Consider the following 16,611-nt stretch of genomic DNA (forward strand, 5'->3'; position numbering starts at 1 on the left):
TCGGCGTCGACGAACGCGGCGATCTCGATCACCTTCGCCGTCGGCAGCGGCATCTGCTCCAGCTCCTCGTCCGTCACCGGGACCGTCTCGTCCTTCGCGATCTCGTAGCCCCTGCCGATCTCGTCCTGGGACACGACCTCGCCGTCGAGCTCGCAGACCTTCCGCGTCCGGACCCGCCCCATGTCGGTTAGGTGCACCCGGTGGAAGTGGACGTCGCGGTCCTCGGTCGCGGACACGATCTTCACGGGGATCGTGACCAGCCCGAAGCTGATCGCCCCGGCCCACAGCGGCCTTGGCATGCCTACCTCCAGACCCCCACATCGGTGTCGGACCAGGCTGCGAACCGGACGCGGACCCGTCGGGATACTGGACGCGCCGGGCTGCCGCCCGCACCTACGATCCTCACGCCGGGACGGGCGGCCCGCACCTTCGCCCTGCATGAGCGGCCGCTCGTACGCTGGGAGCCATGCGCAGCCGTACCTGGGCTCCGCCCGCGCCCTACGACCTCGCCCGCACCCTGCGGGTGCTGCGGCGCGGCCGCGGGGACCCGGCCTGCCGGCAGGAGCCCGACGGGACCTGGTGGCGATGCTCCCGCACTCCCGACGGCCCGGTCACCCTTCTGATCAGCGACCGCCCGGACGCGGTCGCCGGGCGGCTGATCTCCGGAACGACGTGGGGCCCGGGCGGCGACTGGGCCCTTGAGCAGCTACCGGCGCTACTCGGCGCCGATGACGAGCCGGACGCGTTCCGGCCCCGGCACCGGGTGGTGGCTGTAGCGCACCGCAGGCACAGCGGCTTGCGGCTGGCACGGACCGGGCTGGTGATGGAGTCCCTCGTGCCGAGCGTGCTTGAGCAGCGGATCACCACCGGCAGCGCCCACTACGCCTGGCGGCGCCTGCTGACCCGATACGGCGAGCAACCCCCGGGCCCGGCTCCGCAGGGGATGCGGATCCCGCCGTCGGCGGCTACCTGGCGGATGGTGCCGAGCTGGGAATGGCACCGGGCTGGAGTCGACCGCTCCAGAGCGGCCGCGATCCTGCGCGCCTGCTCCTACACCCCGCGCATGGAAGGAGCCGCGTCCATGGAGCTGCCGGAGGCGATGGCCCGGCTCCAGTCCATCCCCGGTATCGGCCCGTGGACCGCTGCCGAGACGCTGCAACGCGCTCTTGGTGCCCCCGACGCCCTCACCCTCGGCGACCTTCACCTGCCCGTCCAGATCAGCTACGCCCTCACCGGCGCTCGCGGCGGCACCGACGAGCAGATGCTCCAGCTCCTGGAGCCGTACGCCGGACAGCGTCACCGCGCCGCCCGCCTCATCCTCCTCGGCGGCCGGCTGCCCAACCGACGCGCGCACCGGGCACCGCACAGCCGCATCGCGCACCTGTAGCCCCGACCGTGTGCCCCTGGTCGTGCGGGGCCTCTACCCGGCCCGGGGGAAGGTCGATGCGGCTCCGGTGATGCCGGGGCCGTAGCGGGTCGCGGCTTTGTCGAGCGCGGTTTCGAGCCGGCGGAGTTTGTCGTCGTGGGCGTCGAAGGTGACCTGGTGCACGGTGTCCTCGGCGGGGTGGAGGCGTTCGGCTCGTACGGCGAGGGTTCGTACGCGGGCGCGCTGGAGGCCGAAGCCGGTAAGGATGGCGCGGGCGGCGGCCAACGCGGGAGTGTGCGCGGTGGGTTCGGTGAGGCTGCGGGTGCGGGTGGTCTGGGTGCGGTCGGCGTAGGTGACGGTGAGCGTGAGCGCCTGGGCGACCTCCCCGCTCGTACGCAACCGTCCGCCGAGGGCCTGGACCAGGCCGAGAACTGCGCGGTGATGCTGGTCTGGGTTGAGCTCGTCGCGGTCGAATCGGCGGCTCGCGCTCATCGTTCTGGGCGCGGCGCCGGGGACGACGGGGCGCTCGTCGATGCCAAGGGCGCGGTCGTGGGCCAGGCGCGCTGCGGTGGTCCCGAGGACGCGTTGGGGAGAGTCGCCTGGGGATCTGAGCCGGTCTGAAAGGGGGATCTCACACCGGACCATCGCCGGTCGACAGGGGCCGCCCCGGAAGCAAACACCACGTCGTCGTCGACCGGAGGGCACACCTCTCACAGTGAGCCTTTTCCATCTTGATCAGGTGGTGAGTTCGAGGGCGGCGACGGCCCGGACGACGGCGGTGATCCGCGTGGTGCTGCAGCGGAGCTTCCGCAGGAGCCGCCAGGACTTGAGGATTGCCATGGCGCGTTCTCTGAGCTGCGGATCTTGGCGTGATCGCGATTGCGACGACGACGCCAGCCGCGCAGGTTCTTGCCCCGGATCGGGACACGGACAGCGGGACCCGCGCCCTGATATGCCTTGTCGGCCCAGCACTTGATGTCGTCTGCGGCGGGAGTGCCGTGAACCCGCGCTACGGTCAGTCTGGGTTTCCCACGCCGCCAACCACGGGCTCTGACCAGCACCATCTTCCTTCGCGTTTGCCGTGTTCAGGGCCGTATGCGGTACGCGTGAAGACTCGTACGTCGCCCACTCTCGCCCTGGTCCTTCAGAAGAGGTCGTCCAGCGGCCCGGCCAGGGATCCCCATGCGGACGTTGGGTCCCGGTCGGCGTCCCTGTCCTTCTTGCGGTTGATCGGGAACATCAGCTGCGCGCTGAGGAGTACCAGTCCAAGACCTCCCGCACACAGTCCCGCACGAGCCCACCACATGCTGCCCGTCCAGTCCTGGGGCGGTCCGATGATGGCCCACACGGCCAGGGACATGCCGACGAGCAGAACAACCACCGCACTGATGCGACGCAAATCGATCTTCATGTGGTGATGATCGCACCAACGAGTTGGTGCGTGATAGCGGGTGGACATGCTCTGCGAATGAGGGATATGACTGATCGTTCCGTTTGGCGCCTCCATTGCTCACTGGCAGCTCGGCAGCTCATCTGGCCCCGCTGGTAGCTGAGTGGCCAGGCCGTGGGTGGTCAGCGTTGAGCACCATCGATTCCGTGCACCTCGTCCAACCTGCCGGGAGGCTGGGTCGGCAGCCCAGCGGTGAGCATGAAGGAAGCTCCTGGTAGACGGGTTCACGACCAAGATCACCCGTATTCGCCAGGAGCTTCGTGTGCTTGTCTACCCGTCGTCGATCGATATGTCCACCCGCACCCTACGGTTCCTGACCGGGCAACTGACAGCCAGGCGGAGGGAGATCGGCACGCGGTGGCGGCGGCTTCCCGCAGCGCGACAGGGTCTGCTGGCCCTGGCCCACCTGCGGTGCGGTGACACCTACGCACAGCTCGCGGCCGGTTTCGGTATCGGGATCGCGACCGCCTTCCGCTACATACGCGAGGCCGTCGACATCCTGGCCACCCTCGCCCCGTCCCTGGCCGAGGCGATGAAAGCGATCCGGGCGAAGGCGTTCGTCATCCTCGACGGCACCCTGCTGCCGATCGACCGGATTGCCGCCGACACCCCGTACTACTCCGGGAAACAAAACGCCACGGCATGAACGTCCAGGTCCTCACCGACCCGTTCGGCCGACTGCTCTGGGCTTCGCCCGCGTTGCCTGGCTCCACTCACGACCTCACCGCCGCGCGACAGCACGGGATCATCGAAGCCCTCGCTGAAGCAGGACTCAAATGCTGGGCTGACAAGGCGTATCAAGGTGCCGGCGGAACCGTCCGAGTCCCGTTTCGGGGCCGCCGTCTCAAGCGATGGAAGCGCCGTCACAACACCACCCACGCCAAGATCCGCTGCCTCGGCGAGCACGCCATGGCCACCCTCAAGGGCTGGCGGCTCCTGCGGAAGCTCCGCTGCAGCACCAACCGCATCACCGACGTGGTGAAGGCCGTCCTCGTCCTTCACCTGACCGGCGGTGATGTCCCACCGTCACACCATCGAGTCATACAAGCCGGACAGAGTTCATATATCGCACTCTGCGCTCGTGAAAGATCTCTGAAAGGTTGCTGCGGAACCCTGAAGGGGCGCAGAAAGAACGGCGCAGGGGGATGCCGAATCCGGCATACGACTACGAAAGGAATTAAGATGTCCAAGGCGATTACCAATCTCGTGATGAAGGTGGCCGAAAGGCTGCTTCCCAAAACCGAGGCCGCGGCCGGCTGCCCGGAGTACTGCGAGACCTGGTGGACAGGTACGGTCACGCGGAAGTGCTGCTTCTACGCCAACTGCACTGCCAATTGCGTGAACATCGGCTGATCCCCATTTTCTGCCATGCCAGGGGTTCTTCGGCGAAGATCCTGGCGTAGAAGGCCGCGATACGAGACGTCCAACTCTCCGGCAGAGCAGGGCTTTCCCCGGTTGCGGAATACGGGACGATCGGACTGCACCCTGGTAACCACAGCCGGCGACGGCCGCCGCCTTTCCGGCAGTGGTTACCAGGGCCTGAATCATCCCGGCCAGGTATGAGCGCTTGTCATCGGAACAGCTCTTGGCCAGCGCCAAGCGGCGCACGCACCGACCTCGGTGCGACGAGTACAGGGGCAGAGATCCAATTGAGCACCATGGTCACATTTTGTCAGATATTGATGACAACGGTATACCTTTTGTCGGCCGTTCTGAAGTTGCGTGAATTCTCCGTCTTCCGGGCCCACTTGATTTCCACCCTTCCAGGTGTACGCCCTTTTGCGGACTTCTTGGCTGTCAGTATCGTAGCGACTGAGCTCGGCACGGCGTTTGCCTTGATGATAATTCGCCCGGCATGGATCGGGTTCTCCCTCTCAATTCTCCTGCTGGTCGGCTTCACTTCGTATTTGGTGGCCATGCTCAGGACGCGAAGGGGCACATCCTGCGGGTGCGTGGGGGACGGTGGGGGGCCTATCTCCGGTGTACACGTGACCCGCAACATCCTGTTGGGCGTAATTTCCGGAGCAGGTGTGCTCCTGGCCACTGACGTGGGGGGCACGCCAGCTTTCGCGTACTACTTCTCCCTCGGCCCCGCAGTAATAGTCGGCGCCCTCTTGCTCTACCTGGACGAAATCGTGTCGTTCTTCAAATGACGACGTCGAGTGCAAAGGAATTCCACTATGGCGGACCTGTTTTCTGTGCTGGCCCTGCTCGTCGCCTCTGCGGGGTGCGCGCTGTCCTTGGCCGTTGCGCTGAGAGTAAAAAGACTCCTTGATCCTTTGACCGAGGAGGGTGGACTGGGCGCGGGACGGCGGCCATCAGGGATTCCCCTCGGAACAGCGGTGCCCCAAATCGGTGGGATGACGGATATCCGTGGCGAGCACGTGGAGTTCCCCGCGGCGGACGGCGCGCAGTGGATCCTCACCTTCCAGGCCGTGGGATGCAGCGGCTGCAAACAGCAGCTCCCCGAGTACAAGAGGTTCCTGGAATCCGCCGGCCTCGGACGCGACAGGGTCTTCTCCCTGGTCATCGGGGACGAGGAGGGGGTCGCGCAGTATGCGGACGAGCTCGGGGACCTCAGTCATGTTGTTCAGGCAGGTGACTCGCTGAGGAACGTCATCGAGGAGATGGAAGTGACGACCTGGCCGACGTACTCCGTCATTTCCGGCTCCGGAACCGTGTCCTATTCCGCGCAAAGTTCCGCACGCCTGGCAGGGAGCGAAAACCCTCTCTCGACCGTCGCGGTCTCCTGACGAGAGAGGATCCGAGAGGAGTGATCGTGGACCGGAGCGATGCCCCCAAGATCAGCCTTCGTCGCACGGCTACTGCCGCGCTTCGTCTCGCCTTCCGCGCATCACCGCTGCGGGTGCTCACCTACGCCGTTCTGGCCCTGGCAAGCGGGTCTCTACCGGTCGCCATCGGGTGGCTCACGAAACTGATCGTGGATAGCCTGGTCGATGACGCGTCACTGCATCAGGTCGTCACGCTCGGGGCCATGCTCGCCGCCGCGAGTCTGGTGCAGGGCCTCATGCCGGTTGTCACCAACTTCCTCCGAACGGAACTGGACAGGGAGATCGGTCTGATCTCTCAGGAAGGTCTGTTCGCCGCGGTGAACCGGTTCATCGGACTGGCCCCGTTCGAGAATCCGCATTACTTGGACAAGATGCGGCTGGCGAAGAGTTCCGGAAGGGACGGACCCTACCAAGTTCTTGACGGGGGTCTGGGAACGGTACGAGCGATCATCACGGTCACGGGATTCCTCGGGTCCCTCTTTTTCCTGGCGCCGATCATGGCCTGCTTCGTGCTGGCCTTCGGCGTTCCGGTACTGGTGGCCGAGATTTCCTTGTCCAGGCGTCGGGCGAATATGCTGTGGCAGATTGGGCCCACGGAGCGACGAGAAATATTCTACGATCAACTCCTGTCCAGGGAGGAGGCGGCGAAGGAGGTCCGCCTGTTCGGGCTGGGTGATTTTCTACTCAGCCGCATGCAGAAGGAACGGCGGGTTGGCAATGCAGCCAAGCGGCGTGTTGACCAGCGTCAGGCGTCTGTTCAGTCAGTGCTGACACTGCTGTCGGCAACCCTGTCGGGGATCGGCCTGCTGTGGGCTGTCAAATCGGTATCGACCGGAAATCTATCCGTCGGCGACATCGCGATCTTCATTGCGGCTGTCACAGGAATCCAGGGAGCACTCGGCCAGGCGGCGACCGACGCCGCGCGGGTTCATCAGGCGTTGTCGCTGTTCGAGCACTTTCTCGCTGTGACAACGTCACGTTCAGATCTTCCCGTAGTTCCCGCCCCCGAGGAACTTCCACCGCTTCGTCACGGGATCGAGCTACGGGACGTGTGGTTCCGGTACTCCGATGATCACCCATGGATCCTTCGCGGAGTGAACCTTATGATCCCTCAAGGCCAGTCGTTGGCGATCGTGGGACTCAATGGTGCCGGGAAGTCGACTCTGGTCAAGCTGCTGTGCCGGTTCTACGATCCGACGCGCGGCGCTGTCCTGTGGGACGGAATCGATGTACGGGACGTCGATGCGGGGCGGCTGAGGGAGCGCGTGGGGGCGGTCTTCCAGGACCATATGCACTATGACATGACGGCGCGGGAGAACATCGCACTAGGGGATCTGGAGGCGATCGATGATCTCCCTCGAATCGAGGAAGCGGCACGGCATGCAGGGATTCATGATGTGATCACATCCCTGCCGATGGGATACGAGACCCTCCTTACGAGGATCTTCTTCATGGAGGCGGACAAAGAAAGCACGGAGACCGGAGTCGTGCTCTCTGGCGGACAGGCTCAGCGTCTGGCAATTGCCCGAGCATTCCTGCGCGGGCGACGTGATTTCGTGATACTCGACGAGCCGGCATCCAATCTGGACGCGGAAGCCGAGCACGAGATCAACTCGTCGCTCCGTCGACACCGCAGCGGGCTGACCACCTTGCTGATCTCGCACAGGCTCGGCTCGATCCGGGACGCGGATCATATCGTCGTGCTCTCCGAGGGAAAAATTCTCGAACAGGGCACCCATACGGCATTGATGGCACACGAGGGCGATTATGCCCGACTGTTCACCCTCCAAGCATCTGGTTATCAGGAGGAAGGCGATGCTGTTTCGCTGGAGCAGGTGGCCCGATGACCAGTCTTGAATGGGCCCTGGCCGGGGCATTTTCCGCGGCAGCGGCACTGGGCATGGTTGCGTACAAGCTGGCGCGGGGCCGCCTGGTGGTCGTGACGATCCAAGGGCTGAGCATGTTGCCTACGTACAAGCCCGGCGACCGCGTATTGGTACGGCGAGGAGGAAGGCCCGGACGCGGACAGATCATTGTCGTGGAAAGGCCTGAACGTAGCAATGATTTTCGGGGTGGGCAGGCTGCGGAGTTCGAAATCCTGCTTTCGGGCGCAGCAAGCCCTCAATGGCTTATCAAGCGCGTCGCAGGTGTTCCTGGCGATCACGTTCCGGCAGGCGGAATAGTCCCTCCGGGGAAACTGATCCTCCTCGGCGACAACCCAGCGGTCAGTCTCGACTCCCGACAGTTGGGGTTCTTCTCCTCGGAGCGTGTCCTCGGAACCGTCTGGAGACGTTTCTGAGGGAAGAACCAAAGGATCGGACGTGCTTCGCGGTTGTTCGATTGTGCACCGCGCTCAGGCACGGCCTGCTTCCGCCCGTCGGGTTCTCGGCCATGCACGATCCATGCACCATCCATGCGGACCGACTGCCAGATTGTGGACGCCACCACCTCACGAACGGTAGGTACCACATGGATGTCCGCCTCCTCGGTTGCGTCGAAATGCACACGTCTGCCGGCAAAGTCTCGCTCCATACCAGTGTCAGGCGTTTCCTCGCTTCTCTGGCCTGGCGCCCCGGCGGCTTCGTCCCGGACGAGGTCATGATCGAACGACAGTGGGCGACCGATATCCCCCAGCATCCGCGGCAAGCGCTCTACACCTACGCCGCCCGGTTGAGGCGGGCACTGGATGGCGATGGAAGTCACCCGCGAAACCTCACCCTCGTTCGACGCCGCGGGGGTTATCTCCTGGACGTCGAAAAGGACTCAGTCGATCTTCACCGATTCCGGGACCTGTCCCGGCTCGCGAAATGCGCTGCCCACCAGGGCGACAACACCATGGCACTGCGCCTGTTCGATGATGCTCTGGCCCTGTGGCGAGGTGAACCACTTTCCGACCTCAACACGGACTGGGCAGAAGCAACACGCATAAGCATTCAGCGTGAGCATCGTGCGGTGATGGTCGGCAGAGCCGAGGCTGGCTTGAGGGGCGGGCTACACGAGGAATACCTTCCCGACCTCTACCAGCTTTCTGCAGACCACCCGGAGGACGAAAGAGTCGCGGGATTTCTCATGCTCTCGCTGTATCGCAGCGGGCGACAGGACGAAGCGCTGTCATGTTTCACTCATATCCGTTCACGACTGGTTCGAAAACTCGGTGACGAACCTGGGACCACGTTGCAGAACCTGTATTCCCAGATACTGAGAAGAGACCCCGGACTGAACCACACCCAAGGACTTCCAGTGGCACATTGAGCATCAGTCACTGGACAATTTTCGCCGCCAGGCGAAAATTCTCCACCATAACAGAAGGGCAACAATGGACGAGCAAGAACTCACTGCGCATTCGGTCAGCCCGACCGGAGGTTCGGACGAACCGGAGACCCACCTGATCGAGATCCGCCTCCTCGACAAGATCGAAACGATCCAGAACAAACACCAGGACGGATAATCCGGACGATCCAGGGTGGCAGAGAGAATATTTCTCTGCCACCCCAGGAATGTGAGGTTCACGATGAGATTTCCGCAGGTAAAGGAAGAGCACGAACCCTATCGATTTGATGACGGAACGATTCGAATCGGTGGCGAACTGTACGGGACCGCAGCAGAGATCGTCGACTCACACGGCTGGGTCTGGGATGCACTCACCTTGATGGACGGAGAGACTTCGGTTTCCCGTATCGAAGACGAGCTGGTATCGCGGCACACACCCTTGGGTAGACCAGGTGCCCGTAAAGTAATCACGACACTCCTCAAGTCCGGTTACATCGAGGACTCCGCCGCAGCAGACCCCACGGGGCTGAGCCCACATGAGATCGAAAGATACAGCCGAAACCATGCCTTCTTCCGGCGCGTCGATTTGCGGGCACGGGTCGATCCATGGGATTCACAGCTCAGCCTGAAGAGAGCCAAGGTTCTGGTTCTCGGTCTCGGGGGTGTCGGAAGCCATGCCGCCTGGTCACTCGCAGCTGCGGGGGTCGGCTCACTGCACTGCATAGATCCCGATTCGATCGAGGAATCCAATCTGACGAGACAGGTCCTGTACGCGGAATCAGATGTCGGGAGATCAAAAGCCGAGGTCGCCGTCGAACGGCTCTCGGCAGTCAACTCGTCCGGGTCTTTCACATATGAGAAACGCATGGTGGACACGGAGTCCGAACTCACGGATCTCGTTGCCGGCTTCGATGTCTTCGCCCTGTGCGCAGACGAGCCGCGCCAGGGTTTCATCGCCAGTCTGACCAATCGAGTATGTGCTGCCCAAGGCGTTCCTTGGGTGTCCGCTGGATACAACGGGCCCATGGTCGCCGTGGGGGTATACGCCCCCACCGGGCCGTGTTATGAGTGCATTGCCGCAGGTGAGGAGGAGAAACTCAAACCAGGAGCACAACTTCATCTGAACGGAAGGGGTGTCTTGGCGCCGCTAGCAGGGATCGCTGGGCAATTGGTCGCGTACGAGGTGATCTCATTGATCACCGGCATCGGCAGACTGGCCCCCGGCTACGTACGAGGACTGAATCTGATCTCTCCTGATCAGCATGTGCTCGTACAGCACCCGGCTCGCCCTTCCTGCGAGTTGTGCCATCCGCATCGGCAAGGCGGCCGGCGGTCGGCGAATCCATGACCGAGGACGACGCAGTGCACGTGACTTTCCATACTGTCCGATCCCGCAAAGACGGTGATGAATGGATCGTCGGATGCTTGGATACCGGACAGGTGCTGGCTGTACCTGACGTGGGCATGGCCGCCATGAAGCTCCTGCTGGAGGGCCACACAATCGCCCAGACTCGCCGTGCGCTGCACGATGCCACGGGAAGCGACATCGACGTCCGTGTCTTCGTGGAGGGTCTCGCCGCCTCAGGTCTGGTTTCCTCGATCGGCCCTCAGGCCTTCCCTCGGAAGCCTGCCAAGGTGACCCTCTCGACACTGCAGCCTCGTCACACCCGGTGGGCAGTCCACCCCGCTCTGCATACCGTCATTCTTTCGGTCGCAGTCGCAGGTCTCGGGGCGGCAGCGGTGACGCCTCAGATCCTGCCCGGTTGGGGTGACCTGCTATGGACCGAATACGGAACGTTCACCCTGGTCACGCAGTCCCTTGTGGCCTGGTGCCTGATCCTTTTCCACGAGATGGCCCACCTGTTGACGGCGCGGGCCGTCGGCGTCCCGGGCCGGATACGGCTGGGGACACGCATGCAGTTCCTCGTGGCCCAGACCGAGGTGTCGGGGATCTGGCTCAGCAGCCGCCGTGAACGTTTGACGGTATACCTGTCCGGGACTGCTCTCGACGCGGCCGTCGCGGGTGGCTGCCTGTTGGCCACAGCCGCAGGTTGTGAAAGCCCACTCCTGGCCGTCATCGTCCTGACGGTTCTCTACTCATTCGTGGGTCAGTGCCTGGTCTTCATGCGCACCGACCTCTACTTCGTTATCCAGGACCTCACCGGCTGCCGCAATCTTTACAGCGATTCCGTCGCATACCTGCGCTATCTGGCAGCCCGTCTGATGCGCCGATCACCTGACAGCCCATTGGCCCAGCTCCGCGGATCGGAGCGCAGAGCGATACGCATCTTCACTGTGATCATGGTTGTCGGAACAACTGTGTGTATCACAGTGGCAATTCAGCTCCTCCGGGAAGTCACCTGGGTACTCATCGCCCGGTCGGCCACGGTGCTTCAGCACGACCCCGGTCGTCTGGCCCAACTCGACGCCCTCACAACCGTCATCGTGGTGGTGGCTCTCCAGGTACTGTGGGTCCGTTTGTGGTGGCGGCAGCACAGCGCGAAGGTAAGAAAGATATGGCGAACAGTACGCCCGGCGCGTGACTCAGCTTCGATGTGAGTCCGATGCACCGGTTTTCATGGATGAGATCAGTGCCGACTCCAAACCCCGGTGCTCCGCTGCCGTGCCCACCCGCTCCGCCAGCGGCGACCCCCCACCGTCGCGAGGGCCTTGTACTCGTCAACCAGATCCCGCAGCACCTCAGGGTGAGCCATCAGGATCACCGAACCGCCCTTCTGTATCAGCGCACCCCCCGCATCGGCGGGGAGCACTCCGTCGACCGTGCCGATCCAGGCGTCTCGCCGGCCTACCCCAGCACTCATCCGAGCAGACGCAGAGTCTCCGCCGCCTCCGGAACCTCCAGTTCGGCGAAGACGGTGTGCGCCCGCTGCCACTCCGCCCGCGCTGCCCGCTGGTCGCCGCCGACGGCGTGGGCCCGGCCCAGAGTGGTCAGCGTACGGGCGAGTTCGAGCCTCTGGCCCGACGTACGGGCGTGCTCCAGTGCTTCGTCGCAGGAACGGAGACAAGCGTCCCGGTCTTTCGCGGCAAGGTGGATCGCACCGAGCAGCCCGTGCAGCCGGGACAGGTCCAGCCGACTGCCTGTACGGGCCTCTTCCAGCGAGCGCTGTGCCTCCAGCCGGGCGTCGTCGAACCGGCCAAGTCGCAGATGGATCCGCGCAAGCCCCATCCGGACCCCGACCAGGCTCACCTCGGAACCCTCTCCGATGCAAGTAGCCTCCCGGAGATGCTCCAGGGCCGCATCGGTCCGACCGAGCCGGAGTTCAGCACTGGCCAATCCGGTCAGGGAATCGACCTGGCAGGTCTGATTCTCCACCCTCTCCGCGATGCCCAGGGCTTCCTCGAAAGCGACGACGGCCGTCGTGTGGCGTCCGGCGTCGTTGTGAACCCACCCCAGGGTCTCGTGAGTCACCGCCTGCGCATAGAGGAGTCCATGGGTCCGAGCCTCCTCCAGAGCCTCCGTGAGCACGCGCACGGCCTGCGGAAAGCGAGCCTGCTGCTGATGGACCAGGCCGAGGTTGACCAGGGTCAGCATGCGCAGATGCAGGTCCCCGGCGCTTCGCGTCAACGGCAGGTTGGCCAGCAGGCACTCCTCCGCCCGGTCGAGACGCGCCAGCGTCAGGTACGCGGATGCCTGGTTGTTGAGGCACCGGGCTTCGCCACGCAAAAGGCCCAGTTCGCGGTTGATCTCGCCCGCCTGACGGTACATGAGCAGGGCCTGTTCCGCGTCGCCCAGCTGTTTAAGCGCCACTCCGCACCCCTGAAGGGCCGTGGCCTCCCCGGCGCGCCAGCCCGCCTGCCGCGCGAGCCTCAGCCCCGACTCGTTCTGCGCCAACGACGCCTTGAGGTCCGCCATGCGGCAGAGCACCAGCCCCTGGGAAAGGTGCATGGCTGCCTGACCGACCAGGTCGGACTGGCGCTGGGCCGCCGCCAGTGCGACCGTGGAAGCGCGCAGCCATTCCGTATAGGGCCGGTGGTGCTGGAAGAGATCCTGGAGGGCGTCCACCATGAGTGGCGCATAGCCCGGCGGACCGTGCTCCGCCGCATGGGCGATGGCCAGAAGAATGTTCTGCCACTCCGCGTCGAACCAGGCCAGTCCGTCCTCCGGACCGTCGAAGGTGCTCGGCGCCGCGTTGAGGGCCGTGCTCACCTCGTACGGGATGCTGGGAGGCTGGTACCCGCATATGTCCGCGAGGTGGACGATGGTGTGGAAGTAATGGTCCAGAAGGCGACGAACAGCGGCCACCCGCTCGCCGGAGGGATCCTCCGCGGCAGTACGCTCCGCCGCATGCTCCCTCACCAGGTCGTGCCAGGAGAAACGCTGGGACCCTGACTCCCTCATCAGGTGCACGCGGGCTATGGCGGACAGAAGGTCGTCGGTCGTGTCGGGGTCCGAGTCGATCTGCGCGGCGGCCGCGGTCACGCACACGCCCGCGTGAGGTACCAGGCCGAGCAGGCGGAACGCGCGCCGGGCCTCGGCGGACAGCGCCTTGTAGGAGAGGTCCAGCGCTGCCCGTACCGCGGCCTGTTCATCACCTTCCACCTTCAGCTGGGCAAGGCGCCCCTGACGGATGAGCCGCGCTATGTACTGTCCGATGGTCCGGTGTTCCTGGTCTGCGATCCAGGCCGTGGCGATGGACAGGGCGAGCGGCAGACGGTCGCACAACTCGACCAGCTCGGCGGCTGCTTCGGGCTCCCTCCGCACCATGTCTCCGCCCAGCCCTTGCCGGAGCAAGGCCAGCGCGTCTTCGCGGTCGAGGACGCACAGGGTGAGCCGCCGGGCGCCCTCCAGCGCCACCAGCCCTTGCATCCGGTCCCGGCTCGTGACGACCGACAGGCAGTGGGAACCGCCGGGCAGGAGATCCCGTACCTGCCTCACGTCCGCGACGTTGTCGAACACCAGCAAGGTGCGTCGGCTGGACAGCATCGATCGGTAGAGAGCGATCTGAGCCGCCTGGTCGACCGGTATGTCCCGGGCGGGCCAGCCCAGGCCCTGGAGCAATATGGGCAGAGCCTCGGTGACGGGCATCGGCTCCGAACGGTCGAAGCCCCTCATGTCCAGGTACAGCTGACCGTCCGGAAAACGAGCGGCGGCCCGGTCGGCCCAGTGCAGGATCAAGGTCGTCTTGCCGACTCCGGCCGCGCCCACCACGAGGACGGTCCGCCCTTCGTCCGCGCACATCCCGTCGAGGCGCCGCAGTTCTTCGCGGCGACCGGTGAATCTGGAGGTGTGGGCAGGAAGCTGGCGGGGCACCTGGGGGTGCGGCGGCCCTGCAGGGCCGGGCGCGTTCGCGCCTGCGGCCGGACTCCGATGTCCCCCGACCATGCTGCGGCGGAGGCTGCGGAGTTCGTCGGAAGGCTCAACACCGAGTTCCTCGGCAAGCACGGTCCGGTAGTCCTCGTACACGTCCAGAGCGTCGGCGAGGCGGCCGGAGCGGTAGAGGGCCAGCATGAGCTGGCTCCGGGGCCGTTCACGCAGGGGTTGCTCCGCGGTGAACCCCACCAGATCGACGATGGCCTCGTCCTCGCGCCCGCAGGCCAGCCTGCATGCGGCACGGCTGACGATCGCCTGGGCCCTCGCCTCCCCGAGCCTGCGCGCTTCCGTCCCCGCGTCCACTCCTTCCAGATCGGCGAAGGGCTCGCCCCGCCACAGGGCCAGGGCCTTGCCGTACAGGTCGATCGCCTGTGGGAATCGGCCGTGCCGCTCGGATTGGCTGGCCTCGTCGAGCAAGCGGGTGAATTCCGCTGCATCTAGTTCTTCGTCCTGGAGGAGGATCGAATACCCGGGGCTGCGGGTGACGATCAGTCGGCGTCCCTCCACGGGCAGGGCGCGGCGCAACTCCGTGACCAGTGCCCTTATTCGGGCGGCGGAGGTGGCCGGCGCTCCTTCTCCCCATAGACGGTCGGCGCAGCGCGCCGCCGGGACCACCCGATTCACGTCCAGCAGTAGCGCTGCCAGCAGCCCGCGCTGTCTGCCCGTGAGCGCGACGGCCTGGCCTCCGATTTCGACGTCCAGCGGGCCCAGAAGCCGGATACGGAGAGCGGGGACAGCCATACGGACGATGGTAACGGGAATCGGACAGGCGTCCTCGGCAAGCTCTTTGGTATTCGTCACACATTCCAGCGGCCGTTGATGGCCCCCCGGTTACGCCCGTGCCGAGCCACTCCGAGTGGCCGTGTTGCTGGTCACAGGCGGGTCGGCCGTCGGGCAGTTTTCGCAGCCAGCCGCGATCGACGAGTCTGACCAGCTTGCTGCGGAGCGGTTCCAGCTGGGCTTTCACGGTTACGTCTACCCCCACTACCTCCCCGACCTCGCGGGCTATGACCGGTCCGGCGGCCTGTCGCACGGCGGCGAGGATGAGCTGATAGTCCGGCGGGAGCGTCGCCTCCTCCACGCCCGCCGTGCGGTGCGGGATCGGCATCACCGCCTGCACACCCACCTACCCGGGCATAGGCCTAGCCGAGGCGCGTTCGTCGGCGAGCTGCTCGCTCACCCTTTCAAGGACTCGCTCAACGACGACGAGTTCGTCCCGCTCGATCCGCACCTCCGCCGGCTGCTTGGACACGTTCAACGGCACCATCATCGAGACCGGCACCGACTCCTACCGCATGGCCAGCACCCGAGCCCGAGCCGAGGAACCCTCCGGATCGTCCTCGGACAGTACGCGAGCCTGCACGGGGTGGGTGGCAGCTTCGTGGAGACGTCCTGGGGCCGGGACGGGCACACCGACCCGAAGTACCCGAAGAACCCGAAGGTGTGCGTGGAGTTCCGGGGCCTGACCGCAAAGGCGTGCGTAAACCTGAAGTGACCCGCTGGCCGCCGGGGAGACGGACTGAGGCGGGCGGACGCTACCGTCGGCGGGACCTGTTCAACAGCCGGTCGCCCGGGAGGGGTCATGCACCGTTTCGAGGCCCGACAGATCTACACGACGTGCTCGGGCAGGGCCACATCCCACTACCCCGAGACCGTGTTGGTGCAGGCGTACGAGCCCGGCAGGCGCACCGTGGAAGCCGTCAGCCGTCAGCCGTCAGCCGTCAGCCGTCAGCCTTCACGGCGGATACGGCTACGGCGTTCTCACGATCCCCGCGTCCTACTTTCCCCAGACGGCGACGGTTTACCCGGCCCGGGGAAAGGTCGATGCGGCTCCGGTGATGCCGGGGCCGTAGCGGGTCGCGGCTTTGTCGAGGGCCGTCTCCAGCCGGTGGAGTTTGTCGTCGCGGGCGTCGAAGGTGAGTTGGCGGACGGTGTCCTCGGCGGGACGGAGGCGTTCGGCTCGTACGACGAGTGCACGGACGCGGGCGCGCTGGAGGCCGAAGCAGGTGAGGAGGGCGCGGGCGGCGGCGGCCAACGCGGGGGTGTGCGCGGTGGGTTCGGCGAGGGTTCGGGTGCGGGTGGTCTGGGTGCCGTCGGCGTAGGTGACGGTGAGCGTGAGGGCCTGGGCGATTTCCCCGTTCGTACGCAGCCGTCCGCCAAGATCCTGGACCAGGCCGAGGACCGCCCGGTGGTGCTGGTCGGGGTCGAGCTCGTCGCGGTCGAAGCGGCGGATCGCGCTCATCGTCCTGGGCGCGGCGCCGGGGATGACGGGGCGTTCGTCGATACCGCGGGCGCGGTCGTGGGCCAGGCGGGCGGCGGTGGTTCCGAGGATGCGCTGGAGGGTGGGGAGCTGGGTGTCGGCGATGTCGCCGACCGAGGTGATGCCGTAGCGGGCGAGCGT

Annotated in this window: 14 protein-coding genes and 3 pseudogenes; 12 read left to right on the forward strand and 5 right to left on the reverse strand. The window is 65.4% G+C overall.

Annotated features, from left to right (window positions below):
- The coding region (locus IE134_RS34370; protein WP_308432655.1) for a Ku protein at window positions 1-299 on the reverse strand (299 nt) is incomplete at its 3' end.
- Between the two features lie 167 nt (window positions 300-466).
- Here IE134_RS34370 and IE134_RS33545 point away from each other — a divergent pair.
- Window positions 467-1,387: a DNA-3-methyladenine glycosylase family protein gene (locus IE134_RS33545; protein ID WP_189432753.1), complete on the forward strand. Its 921-nt coding sequence runs from the start codon at window positions 467-469 to the stop codon at window positions 1,385-1,387.
- A gap of 33 nt (window positions 1,388-1,420) precedes the next feature.
- Here the strand turns inward: IE134_RS33545 and IE134_RS33550 are convergent, their stop codons facing one another.
- Window positions 1,421-1,858: a DinB/UmuC family translesion DNA polymerase gene (locus tag IE134_RS33550; RefSeq protein WP_229823839.1), complete on the reverse strand. Its 438-nt coding sequence runs from the start codon at window positions 1,856-1,858 to the stop codon at window positions 1,421-1,423.
- Between the two features lie 125 nt (window positions 1,859-1,983).
- Here IE134_RS33550 and IE134_RS34375 point away from each other — a divergent pair.
- A pseudogene (locus IE134_RS34375) lies at window positions 1,984-2,090 on the forward strand (IS5/IS1182 family transposase); the annotation flags it as partial.
- A gap of 420 nt (window positions 2,091-2,510) precedes the next feature.
- Here the strand turns inward: IE134_RS34375 and IE134_RS33555 are convergent.
- The gene (locus tag IE134_RS33555; RefSeq protein WP_030809033.1) at window positions 2,511-2,777 is read right to left on the reverse strand and encodes a hypothetical protein; all 267 of its coding nucleotides are present in this window, start codon (window positions 2,775-2,777) and stop codon (window positions 2,511-2,513) included.
- A gap of 301 nt (window positions 2,778-3,078) precedes the next feature.
- On the opposite strand from IE134_RS33555, the pseudogene IE134_RS33560 reads away from it, so the two are divergent.
- From IE134_RS33560 to IE134_RS33600, 9 genes and pseudogenes are all read left to right on the forward strand, one after another.
- Window positions 3,079-3,821, forward strand: a pseudogene (locus tag IE134_RS33560) (transposase family protein); the annotation flags it as partial.
- Window positions 3,822-4,474: 653 nt separating this feature from the next.
- Window positions 4,475-4,969: a MauE/DoxX family redox-associated membrane protein gene (locus IE134_RS34385; protein ID WP_229823846.1), complete on the forward strand. Its 495-nt coding sequence runs from the start codon at window positions 4,475-4,477 to the stop codon at window positions 4,967-4,969.
- A 27-nt stretch (window positions 4,970-4,996) separates the two neighbouring features.
- Window positions 4,997-5,569, forward strand: a complete 573-nt coding sequence (locus IE134_RS33575; RefSeq protein WP_189432760.1) for a hypothetical protein — start codon at window positions 4,997-4,999, stop codon at window positions 5,567-5,569.
- 26 nt (window positions 5,570-5,595) lie between these two features.
- On the forward strand, window positions 5,596-7,455 hold the full coding sequence (locus IE134_RS33580; RefSeq protein ID WP_229823841.1) for an ABC transporter ATP-binding protein: 1,860 nt from the start codon (window positions 5,596-5,598) through the stop codon (window positions 7,453-7,455).
- A complete protein-coding gene (locus IE134_RS33585) occupies window positions 7,452-7,907 on the forward strand; it encodes a S26 family signal peptidase (RefSeq protein WP_229823843.1) in 456 nt (151 codons plus the stop codon). Before IE134_RS33580 ends, IE134_RS33585 begins: the two co-directional genes overlap by 4 nt.
- Before the next feature lie 170 nt (window positions 7,908-8,077).
- Window positions 8,078-8,860 (forward strand): AfsR/SARP family transcriptional regulator, encoded by a 783-nt coding sequence (locus tag IE134_RS33590; RefSeq protein WP_189432764.1) that lies wholly within the window; start codon window positions 8,078-8,080, stop codon window positions 8,858-8,860.
- Between the two features lie 64 nt (window positions 8,861-8,924).
- A complete protein-coding gene (locus IE134_RS34495; RefSeq protein ID WP_268248892.1) occupies window positions 8,925-9,056 on the forward strand; it encodes a hypothetical protein in 132 nt (43 codons plus the stop codon).
- Between the two features lie 63 nt (window positions 9,057-9,119).
- Window positions 9,120-10,226: a HesA/MoeB/ThiF family protein gene (locus IE134_RS33595; protein ID WP_189432766.1), complete on the forward strand. Its 1,107-nt coding sequence runs from the start codon at window positions 9,120-9,122 to the stop codon at window positions 10,224-10,226.
- Complete coding sequence (locus IE134_RS33600) at window positions 10,223-11,437, forward strand: hypothetical protein (protein ID WP_189432768.1); 1,215 nt, start codon at window positions 10,223-10,225, stop codon at window positions 11,435-11,437. Before IE134_RS33595 ends, IE134_RS33600 begins: the two co-directional genes overlap by 4 nt.
- Window positions 11,438-11,696: 259 nt before the next feature.
- Here the strand turns inward: IE134_RS33600 and IE134_RS33605 are convergent, their stop codons facing one another.
- Entirely contained in the window at window positions 11,697-14,951 is a 3,255-nt protein-coding gene (locus IE134_RS33605) for an AfsR/SARP family transcriptional regulator (RefSeq protein WP_229823845.1), read from the reverse strand.
- 506 nt (window positions 14,952-15,457) lie between these two features.
- Between IE134_RS33605 and IE134_RS34390 the strand changes: the two are divergent.
- Window positions 15,458-15,541 (forward strand): annotated as a pseudogene (locus IE134_RS34390) (ATPase); the annotation flags it as partial.
- A 470-nt stretch (window positions 15,542-16,011) separates the two neighbouring features.
- On the opposite strand, the gene IE134_RS33615 reads toward IE134_RS34390, so the two are convergent.
- Window positions 16,012-16,611 (reverse strand): DinB/UmuC family translesion DNA polymerase (locus IE134_RS33615; RefSeq protein ID WP_444545695.1); only part of this gene is annotated, 600 nt, incomplete at its 5' end.

The sequence above is a fragment of the Streptomyces rubiginosohelvolus genome (genome assembly GCF_014649875.1).
Classification (GTDB): domain Bacteria; phylum Actinomycetota; class Actinomycetes; order Streptomycetales; family Streptomycetaceae; genus Streptomyces; species Streptomyces rubiginosohelvolus.

Excerpts from the sequence above, each read along its gene's own strand:
- IE134_RS33590 (WP_189432764.1), top strand. The coding sequence starts at position 8,078 with ATGGATGTCCGCCTCCTCGGTTGCGTCGAAATGCACACGTCTGCCGGC.
- IE134_RS33585 (WP_229823843.1), top strand. The coding sequence starts at position 7,452 with ATGACCAGTCTTGAATGGGCCCTGGCCGGGGCATTTTCCGCGGCAGCG.
- IE134_RS33600 (WP_189432768.1), top strand. The coding sequence starts at position 10,223 with ATGACCGAGGACGACGCAGTGCACGTGACTTTCCATACTGTCCGATCC.
- IE134_RS34495 (WP_268248892.1), top strand. The coding sequence starts at position 8,925 with ATGGACGAGCAAGAACTCACTGCGCATTCGGTCAGCCCGACCGGAGGT.
- IE134_RS33605 (WP_229823845.1), bottom strand. The coding sequence starts at position 14,951 with ATGGCTGTCCCCGCTCTCCGTATCCGGCTTCTGGGCCCGCTGGACGTC.
- IE134_RS34385 (WP_229823846.1), top strand. The coding sequence starts at position 4,475 with ATGGTCACATTTTGTCAGATATTGATGACAACGGTATACCTTTTGTCG.
- IE134_RS33550 (WP_229823839.1), bottom strand. The coding sequence starts at position 1,858 with ATGAGCGCGAGCCGCCGATTCGACCGCGACGAGCTCAACCCAGACCAG.
- IE134_RS33555 (WP_030809033.1), bottom strand. The coding sequence starts at position 2,777 with ATGAAGATCGATTTGCGTCGCATCAGTGCGGTGGTTGTTCTGCTCGTC.
- IE134_RS33545 (WP_189432753.1), top strand. The coding sequence starts at position 467 with ATGCGCAGCCGTACCTGGGCTCCGCCCGCGCCCTACGACCTCGCCCGC.
- IE134_RS33575 (WP_189432760.1), top strand. The coding sequence starts at position 4,997 with ATGGCGGACCTGTTTTCTGTGCTGGCCCTGCTCGTCGCCTCTGCGGGG.
- IE134_RS33595 (WP_189432766.1), top strand. The coding sequence starts at position 9,120 with ATGAGATTTCCGCAGGTAAAGGAAGAGCACGAACCCTATCGATTTGAT.